Raw genomic sequence first — 7,219 nt, 5'->3', positions numbered from 1 at the left:
GCCCGGCGGTCAGGAGCGTGCGCCGCGGCAGCCGCCGCGCACGCCGGGGCTCAATTGCCGGAGCCGCCGGCGTCGGCCATGCGCTTTTCGACTTCCTGCGCGTTGATCGCGCCCGGCACGCGGGAGCCGTCGGCGAAGATGATCGTCGGCGTGCCGGTGATCTTGTGCTTCTTGCCGAAGGCCAGGTTGCGCTGCACGGCCGCGGTGTCGCAGCTGGCGGCGGGTGCCGGCTTGTCGCGCACCATCTGGTCCTGCCAGGCCACCACGCGGTCCTTGGCGCACCAGATGTTGCGGGACTTCTCGGCCGAATCGGGGCTCAGGATGGGGTACAGGAACATGTACACCGTGACGTTGTCCACGTTCTGCAGGTCCTTCTCGAAGCGCTTGCAGTAGCCGCAGTTGGGGTCCTCGAACACCGCGATCTTGCGCTTGCCGTTGCCGCGCACGATGGTGAAGGCATCCTTGAAGGGCAGCGCGTCGAAGTCCACCGCGGTGAGCTTGTTGATGCGGTCTTCGGTCAGGTTGCGCCGGGCCTTGGTGTCGATCAGCTCGCCCTGGATCAGGTAGTTGCCCTTGGCATCGGTGTAGAACAGGTCGGTGCCGATGCGCACCTCGTACAGGCCCTGCATGGGCGTGCTGCGCACCTCGTCGATCTTCTCCAGCTGCGGAATGCGGTCGGACAGGGCCTTGCGGATGACCGTTTCCTGGGCGAACGCGCCGAGGGACAGGGTGAGCGCGGCGCCGGCCAGCAGGCCCGTGAGGTTCTGCCCGCTGAAGGCGATCAGCGCGATGAAGCCGGCCGAGGCGGCGTAGGCCGCGCCCAGCACGGTGTAGGCGCTGAAGCGGTCGATGAGCCGGCCCAGCGCGAGCGCACCGACCACGCCGCCCAGGTTGAGCATGGCGGTGGAGAGAATGGCCTTTTCCAGCGGCAGGCCGGCGCTTTTGAGCAGCGTGGGCAGCCAGTTGACCAGGAAGTACATGACCAGCAGGTTCATGAAGAACGCCAGCCACAGCAGCATGGTGGTGGGCAGGCGGCCGTGGCGGAACAACTCGAACACCGAGAAGCCCGCCTGCACCCCAGCAGCCTCGCCGCGCAGCCCGGCCATCACCGTGGCCGGGTCTTCGCCCGGGTAGGCGCTCTTGACGATGGGCTCGTAGCGCGCGGGCGCGGCGCCGCTGGCGGCCAGGTAGCGCAGCGATTCGGGCAGCAGGGCGGCCAGCACCGGCAGCAGCAGCAGGGGCAGCACGCCGCCCAGCACGAACACCGAGTGCCAGTCGAAATGCGCGATGAGCCAGCTGGAGATCAGCCCGCCCAGCGTGGAGCCGAGCGGAAAGCCGCAGAACATCACCGTGACCAGCGTGGCGCGCAGGCGCTGCGGCGCATATTCGCTGGTCAGGGCGATGATGTTGGGCATGGCCGCGCCCAGGCCCACGCCGGTGATGAAGCGGTAGGCCAGCAGCTCGTTCATGCTGGTGGCCCAGGCCGTGAGCAGCGCGAACAGTCCGAAGATGAAGGTGGACAGCAGGATGATCTTCTTGCGGCCCCAGCGGTCGGCGGCCGGGCTGAGCAGGAAGGCGCCGGCCATGAGGCCGAAGAGCCCCGCCGCGAAGATGGGCCCGAACGCCGAGGGCTTGAGCCCCCAGTCTTCCGCGATGCGCGGCGCCACGTAGGCGATGGACTGGGTATCGAAGCCGTCGAGCATGGCGACGATGGCGCACAGCAGCGTCACGCGCAGCTGCAGCGGCCCGAAGGCGGCACGGTCTGCCGCCGGAATGCCGGCGGCCATGGATGGGGTCATTTTGTCTCTCTCCGTCTTGTAGGGATGGGGGTGGCTCATGGGCCGGGGACCACAGGAAAAATCAAGGCTGGTAGTCGGGCTGCTCCTGCGGTCGGGCCGCGATGAAGGCGGGGTGCCGGTCGGCGTGCGCGTACACGGCCATGGCACGCGCATGGGGTTGGAGGTCGCAGCCCGCGCGCAGCGCGTTGGCCACCTGGGGCACCAGGCACACGTCGGCCAGCGTGGGCTGGTCGCCAAAGCACCAGGGGCCACCGCCGTCACCGTGCCTGGCCAGCAGCCGCTCCACAGCCTCGAAGCCCTCGGCCGCCCAGTGGGCGTACCACGCGTCCTTCTGCGCCGCGCTCAAGCCCAGCGGCCCTTGCAGGTACTTCAGGATGCGCAGGTTGTTGACGGGGTGCATGTCGCAGGCGATGACATGGGCCAGCTCCAGCACACGGGCACGCAGCCGGGGCTCCAGCGGGATCAGGCGCGGCTCGGGGTGGCGCTGGTCCAGGTAGTCGAGGATGGCCATCGACTGGCCCAGGGCGAAGTCGCCATCCACCAGCGTGGGCACGACGCGCGAGGCATTCAGTTCGGCATAGCCCGGTGCGCGGTGCTCGCCGGTGCGGATGTTCACCCCGTGGTAGTCGGCGGGCAGCCCTTTGAGGGCCAGCGCGATGCGCACCCGGTACGAGGTGGAGCTGTTGAAGAAGCTGTAGAGCTGCACGGCGGGCTCCACGGCGTCAGACCACGTCCACCCGCAGCTCGCCCAGGCGGTCCACGCCCACGACCATGCGGTCGCCGCGCACCACCGGGCCCACGCCTTCGGGGGTGCCGGTGTAGATCAGGTCGCCCGGCTCCAGCCGGAACCAGGTGGAGAGGTCGGCGATGGTCTCGGCCACCGACCAGATCAGGTGCGACACGTCGCTGCGCTGGCGGTCCGCGCCGTTCACGGTGAGCCAGATGCCGGCCTGCTCGAAGTGGCCCACGTCGCTGGCGCGGTGGATGGGGCCGATGGGCGCGGAGGCATCGAAGGCCTTGCCGATCTCCCAGGGCCGGCCCATCTGGCGCATCTCCATCTGCCGGTCGCGGCGGGTCATGTCCAGGCCCACGGCATAGCCCCAGGCGTGCTGCAGCGCGTTCTCGCGGGCGATGTCGCTGCCCGCTTTGCCGATGGCGACCACCAGTTCCGCCTCGTAGTGGAAGTTGTCCGTGCGCGAGGGGTACGGCAAGCGCAGCGTCTCGCCATGGGCCACGGGGATGACGGCATCGGCCGGCTTGCAGAAGAAGAAGGGCGGCTCGCGGTCGGGATCGAACCCCATCTCGCGGGCGTGGGCCGCGTAGTTGCGGCCCACGCAGTAGACGCGGCGCACGGCGAAGGCATCGCCGCTGCCTGCAACGGGCACGGCAACGGAGGGAGGAGCGGGAAACACGAAGGCCATGGAGATGTCTTTCAAAAGGGGATTGAAGATTCAGGATGCGCAGCGGCTCACAGGCGCTCTTCGCGCAGCAGGCCCAGGGCGGCCTGCACCGGGCGGTCGGAATAGCTGAACAGCACCGCGTCCTGCGTCGCGGCCAGCTGCACGGGCGCCCATGAGGGGGCGACGAAGGTGTCGCGCGGGCCGAACTGGAAGGTGCGCTCGCCGATGCGCGCCGTGCCCTGGCCCTCGACCACGCTGAACACGGTCGCATCGGTGGCACGGTAGGTGCGGCCCTGGAAGCCGGCCGGCAGGAACTGCATGAACGTGGCCATGGTGGGCATGGGCCACCCCCCGGTGGCGGGGTTCACGTAGCGCAGCTTGACGCCGTCCCAGGCGTCCAGCTCGCCCTGGCGGAACAGCCGGTCCAGCGCCTCGCGGCTGCGCTCGTAGGGGTAGCTGAAGAGGGGCGAGGTCGAGCCCTCCGCAGCGCGGTGGCGCACCGGCACCATGTTGTGGCCGAAGGCGGCAAAGCTGTGCCCCTCGGCCCGGCTCACGGGCTGCACCGCTTCGGGGTAGTTCTCCGCGAAGCCCGCATCCAGGTGGCCGATGAGGGGAATGTCGAGCCCGTCGAGCCAGACCACGGGCTCGCCGCCGTCCGCCACCGCCGGGTTGCCGTGGTCGTGCCAGGTCCACGAGGGGGTGATGATGAAGTCGCCCGGGTGCATGGTGGTGCGCTCGCCGTTGACGGCCGTGTAGGCACCCTGCCCTTCCACGATGAAGCGCAGCGCCGACTGCGTGTGGCGGTGGCTGGGCGCGACCTCGCCGGGCAGGATGAGCTGCAGCCCCGCATACAGCGTGGAGGTGATGCTGGCGCGGCCGGGCAGGCCGGGGTTCTCCAGGATGAGCACGCGGCGCACGGCCTCCTCGGCGCTGATGACCTCTCCCGCCTGCATGACGAGCGGGCGCACGTCCTCGTATTTCCAGAAGGCGGGCACGGCCCGCGGGCGGGGTTCGCGCGGCACCAGGCTGTGCAGCGACTCCCAGAGCGGGGCCATGCCGTGGCGGGCGATGTGGTCGTAGTAGGCCTGCCGGTCGGCGGATGCGGCGGCAGGCGGCGATGCCAGGGTGGGCGTATCCATGCGTTGTCTCCTGTGTCTGCGGCCAGCCATGCCAAAGCACTCGAATGCGCGCTGCCAGCCGGTCCATGGGGCGGATTATTCGAACCCGTCGATAGTCCGTAAAATCATTTATTGGTCTTATCCATAATCTTTTGGATATACCTTCAACCCACCCACCGACCCCATGGACTGGACCCACCGCCTGCGCCTGCGACAGCTGCAGATGCTTTTGAGCCTGGCGCAGACCGGCAACATGAGCCAGTCGGCGCAGTTGCTCCACACCGCGCAGCCCGCGCTCTCCAAGTGGCTCAAGGAGCTGGAAGAGGACCTGGGCATGGTGCTGTTCGAGCGCCATGCGCGCGGGCTCAAGCCCACGCCCCAGGGCGAGGCGCTGATCGCCCATGCCCGGCGCATCGAGGCCCACCTGGACAGCGCCCGCGACGACATGCAGGCCCTGCGCGACGGGGGCAGCGGGCTGGTGGCGGTGGGCACCTCGGGTGCGTCGGCGTCCGACGTGGTGCCCATGGCGGTGCTGCGCCTGCTGGAGTGGCTGCCGCGCGCACAGATCCGGCTGGCCGAAAGCACCATGAACGTGCTCATGCAGCAGCTGGCCCATGGCGAGCTGGACGTGGTGGTGGGCCGTTCCGCGCCCGAACTGCACGACACCCACATCCACACCGAGATGCTGTACATGGAGCCCATCCACCTGGTGGCACGCCCGCAGCACCCGCTGCTGCGGCAGGAGCGCGCGCTGGAATGGGGCGATCTCATGGCCTACCGCTGGCTCGTCTGGCCGCGCGGCACGCCGATCCGCAATGCGCTGGAGGGCGCGCTGGCAACCGCCGGGCATGCGCTGCCGCAGGGCAGCGTGGAATCCAACTCCGTCACGCTCAACCTCACGCTGCTGGGCCACAGCGACATGATCGGCATGGCCTCGCACCGCGCGGCGCTGCGGTTTTCGCACATGGGCGCGCTGCGCGTGCTGCCGGTGCGGCTGTCGGGCTTCGGCTCGGTGTCGATGTACTGGCGCGAGAACACCACCGACCGGGCGGCGGTGGCCAGCATGCTGCGCGCCCTGCGCGAGGCCGCGGCACCCGCCTCCTGACCGCGCGCCAGGGCGTGCAGGCCCGTGCCGATGGGGGCACCATGGCGGCCTGGGCGCACGGTGCGCCCCCACGCGCAGGAGACGACCCATGGCCCAAGCCACCCACGCAGTTTTCAACCAGTTTTCCGAACGCACCGACTACGACCTTCTCGCCACCGATGCCGCGCTGCAGGACGGGCTGCGCCGCGCGGGTGCGCAAGGCGCCCTGCCCGCCCTGGGCGCCTACGCACGGCAGCTCGGCACGGCCGCGACATGGGCCCTGGCCGAACAGGCCAACCGCCATACGCCGCAACTGCACCGCTTCGACAACCGGGGCCGGCGCATCGACCGGGTCGAATTCCATCCCGCGTGGGACGCGCTCATGGCGATGTACCGCGCGCAGGGCCTGGTCTCCATGCCCTTCGACAGCGACCAGCCCGGCCGCTGGGCCGTCTGGGCCGCGGGCTTTTACCTGCACGGCCAGGTCGAGCAGGGCACCCTGTGCCCCGCCACCATGACGCAGGCCGCGATCCCGCTGCTGCGCAAGGAGCCCGCGCTCTGGGCGCAGCTGGAGGGCAAGCTCCACAGCCGCACCCACGACCCGCGCGACCGGCCCGCGCAGGAAAAATCCAGCGTCTGGCTGGGCATGGGCATGACCGAAAAGCAGGGCGGCTCCGACGTGCGCGCCAACACCACCGTGGCCACGCCCATCGGCGCGGGCGGGCGCGGCGGCGAATACCGGCTGCACGGCCACAAGTGGTTCTTCTCCACTCCGCAGAGCGACGCTCACCTGGTGGTGGCGCGCACCGGCGAGGGCGGCCCCTTCGCCTGCTTCTACGTGCCGCGCTGGCGGCCCGACGGCACGCTCAACGCGGTACACGTGCAGCGCCTGAAGGACAAGGTGGGCAACCGCAGCAACGCCAGCGGCGAGGTGGAATTCGACGGCGCCTGGGGCCTGCTGATGGGCGAGGAAGGCCGGGGCATCCCCACGATCATCGAGATGGCGACCACCACGCGCCTGAACTGCGTGGCCGGCAGCGCCGCCATCCTGCGCCAGGCCACCGTGCAGGCCATCGCCTATGCCCGCCAGCGCCATGCCTTCGGCCGGGCCCTGGCCGAGCAGCCGCTGATGCGCGCCGTGCTGGCCGACCTGGCGCTGGAGAGCGAGGCCGCGCTGGCGCTGCTGATGCGCCTGGCCGAGGCTTTCGAACGCGAGGATGACGGCACCGCCAGCGCGGCCGACCGCGCCTGGAAGCGCGTGATCACGCCCGCCGCCAAGTTCTGGGTCTGCAAGCGCGGCGTGGGGCTGGCCGGCGAGGCCATGGAGGTCTTCGGCGGCAACGGCTACGTGCAGGACGGCGTGATGGCGCGCCTCTTTCTCGAATCGCCCGTCAACTCGATCTGGGAAGGCTCGGGCAACGTGATGTGCCTAGACGTGCTGCGCGCCCTGGCGCGCGAGCCCCAGACCGCGTCGGCGCTGCTGCAGGACTTCGCCGACGCTGCGGCCGGCGAGCCGCGCATCCTCGACGCGCTCCGGCCGCTCGAAGGCCTGCTGGCCCTCCCGCCCGAACAGCTGGAGCCCCTGGGTCGCCAGCTCGTGCAGCGCCTAGTGCTGGTGGCGCAAGCCTGCCTGCTGCGCCGCCATGCGCCGCAGGCGGTGGCGGATGCGTTCATTGCCACCCGGCTGGAGGACGGCGGCGCAGGCCGCGTCGTGGGCGCCATCGACACCCGAGCGATGGACACCGGGGCGATTCTGGAACGGGCGTTTCCGGCGTGATCCGCCCGGCGGCGCCCTTCGCGCCATGGCGCGGGCTTCGG

6 protein-coding genes are annotated in these 7,219 nt (G+C 70.4%); 2 read left to right on the top strand and 4 right to left on the bottom strand.

Going from position 1 to position 7,219, the window contains the following annotated elements; all coding sequences use genetic code 11:
* Window positions 1-50 precede the first annotated feature (50 nt).
* From AC27IQ_RS16600 to gtdA, 4 genes are all read right to left on the bottom strand, one after another.
* The gene (locus tag AC27IQ_RS16600) at window positions 51-1,703 is read right to left on the bottom strand and encodes an MFS transporter (protein WP_487090111.1); all 1,653 of its coding nucleotides are present in this window, start codon (window positions 1,701-1,703) and stop codon (window positions 51-53) included.
* Window positions 1,704-1,860: 157 nt separating this feature from the next.
* Window positions 1,861-2,505 carry a maleylacetoacetate isomerase gene (maiA, locus tag AC27IQ_RS16595; RefSeq protein WP_487090110.1) on the bottom strand — a complete coding sequence of 215 codons (645 nt, stop codon included), beginning with the start codon at window positions 2,503-2,505 and terminating at the stop codon, window positions 1,861-1,863.
* A gap of 16 nt (window positions 2,506-2,521) precedes the next feature.
* Window positions 2,522-3,220, bottom strand: a complete 699-nt coding sequence (locus AC27IQ_RS16590) for a fumarylacetoacetate hydrolase family protein (RefSeq protein ID WP_284425255.1) — start codon at window positions 3,218-3,220, stop codon at window positions 2,522-2,524.
* Between the two features lie 47 nt (window positions 3,221-3,267).
* Window positions 3,268-4,338 carry a gentisate 1,2-dioxygenase gene (gene gtdA, locus AC27IQ_RS16585; protein WP_487090109.1) on the bottom strand — a complete coding sequence of 357 codons (1,071 nt, stop codon included), beginning with the start codon at window positions 4,336-4,338 and terminating at the stop codon, window positions 3,268-3,270.
* Between the two features lie 163 nt (window positions 4,339-4,501).
* Here gtdA and AC27IQ_RS16580 point away from each other — a divergent pair, with 163 nt between their 5' ends.
* Together AC27IQ_RS16580 and AC27IQ_RS16575 are read left to right on the top strand one after the other, a co-directional pair.
* Window positions 4,502-5,422: a LysR family transcriptional regulator gene (locus AC27IQ_RS16580; protein ID WP_272566096.1), complete on the top strand. Its 921-nt coding sequence runs from the start codon at window positions 4,502-4,504 to the stop codon at window positions 5,420-5,422.
* 88 nt (window positions 5,423-5,510) lie between these two features.
* Window positions 5,511-7,178 (top strand): acyl-CoA dehydrogenase family protein, encoded by a 1,668-nt coding sequence (locus AC27IQ_RS16575; protein WP_487090108.1) that lies wholly within the window; start codon window positions 5,511-5,513, stop codon window positions 7,176-7,178.
* The last annotated feature ends 41 nt before the right edge of the window (window positions 7,179-7,219 follow it).

The sequence above is a fragment of the Acidovorax sp. KPB24-07 genome (assembly GCF_057543315.1).
The sequence above is the reverse complement of the archived record's forward strand: the minus strand, read 5'-3'. Positions and strand labels throughout refer to the sequence as shown.

What these genes read in the sequence shown, in the direction of transcription:
- AC27IQ_RS16575 (WP_487090108.1), top strand. Translation starts at nt 5,511, where the DNA reads ATGGCCCAAGCCACCCACGCAGTTTTCAACCAGTTTTCCGAACGCACC.
- gtdA (WP_487090109.1), bottom strand. Translation starts at nt 4,338, where the DNA reads ATGGATACGCCCACCCTGGCATCGCCGCCTGCCGCCGCATCCGCCGAC.
- AC27IQ_RS16600 (WP_487090111.1), bottom strand. Translation starts at nt 1,703, where the DNA reads ATGCTCGACGGCTTCGATACCCAGTCCATCGCCTACGTGGCGCCGCGC.
- AC27IQ_RS16580 (WP_272566096.1), top strand. Translation starts at nt 4,502, where the DNA reads ATGGACTGGACCCACCGCCTGCGCCTGCGACAGCTGCAGATGCTTTTG.
- AC27IQ_RS16590 (WP_284425255.1), bottom strand. Translation starts at nt 3,220, where the DNA reads ATGGCCTTCGTGTTTCCCGCTCCTCCCTCCGTTGCCGTGCCCGTTGCA.